The following is a 1,197-nucleotide window of genomic DNA, read 5'->3' on the forward strand; positions in this document are numbered from 1 at the left end:
GATCGTGGACCAGATACGCTGTGAGTTGTAGATGCAGGTCATACACGACGACCGGCTCCAGCCAAGGCGATAAGGGACTGGGGCCAGGATGCGGTGACGCTCGATTACTTCCCATACCTCCTCCTCAGTCCAATGAAGAACGGGCCTCCAGGCATCAACTAACCGTGCAGTCTTCCCATATCTTCTGTCACAGGCATGAGCCTCAAGCTGGTTGTACTTGGATCTGTTTGCACTTTCCTCCCGGCGCTCACCAGTGATGAAAAGGATCTTCTTCCCCTTGAAGCGCTCCTGGTTATTAAGAGCTCTGCGGCCAACATCAATCTTCAAGGCTGATGAGCACCACCTTGTTTGGAGTGATGGCGATTGCTGAGGGAAACGAAGGCGCGTACCAGGCTTAGAGCGCTTATGGTCTCTAGGCAGCACCAGAAGCCCCTCAGGCGTCTCTACACGATGGGGGTGGCTATAGGCATTGTCTTTGAGCATTTCGCCCTCAAAACCGCCCTCAAGCCACGAGAAGTACATTGGGATACCCAGTTCTTCCCCGAGCTGACGACAGTAATCACGCATGAAGGCCCAATCCATCAACGAACTGCCTTCCTGACCATCAACATCATGGTGCCAGAACTCCACCTTTGACTTATCAACACCCATGTCCACCAGCCGCAAGTACGCAGCAATCGAGTCTTTGCCTCCAGACAGGCAAACAATTATGTGATCGTACAAACTCAGGTCCACATCCGGAGCGGAGAAGTACGTTGTTCTATCGTCACAACGCTGCCTGGAAGATATGCCGGTAAGAACCGACTCCAGTGATGGCAACACCACCTGGTCATCGAACAAATCTCCTTGGTTTTCTCGTCTCAACATAAGTCGCTCTTTTTTCTTTACTGGGTTGTTTTTATGATTTACAGTATTATAAAATGATACTGTAAAAAGTAAAGTTTTCAGAACGACCAATCACTCAGGAGAAATTGATAAGCACCAGAAAGCAATCTAAAGGTGGTTTTTCGGTGAGGTTGGTTCAGGGGCAACCTGCCGCTGCTGATTGAAAATCATCAAGAAGTGGCTTTTTGGTGGGGTTACGGTTTGAAGGGGTGAATATGTGGGAACGTTGCACGGTTAAAGGGGGCCGCACATGAAAACGATAAAGCGGTTCATCGTATGGGTGAATTACGGTCTTGAGGGTTGGAGCATTTT

At 49.6% G+C, this 1,197-nt stretch carries 1 protein-coding gene; it reads right to left on the bottom strand.

What is annotated here, in order from left to right; genetic code table 11:
• Nucleotides 1–867: phosphoadenosine phosphosulfate reductase domain-containing protein (locus BHE89_RS17850; protein ID WP_128860689.1), on the bottom strand; the 867-nt coding region annotated here is incomplete at its 3' end.
• Nucleotides 868–1,197: the final 330 nt, after the last annotated feature.

This window comes from Shigella sp. FC1967 (assembly GCF_001743005.1).
GTDB lineage: Bacteria > Pseudomonadota > Gammaproteobacteria > Enterobacterales > Enterobacteriaceae > Proteus.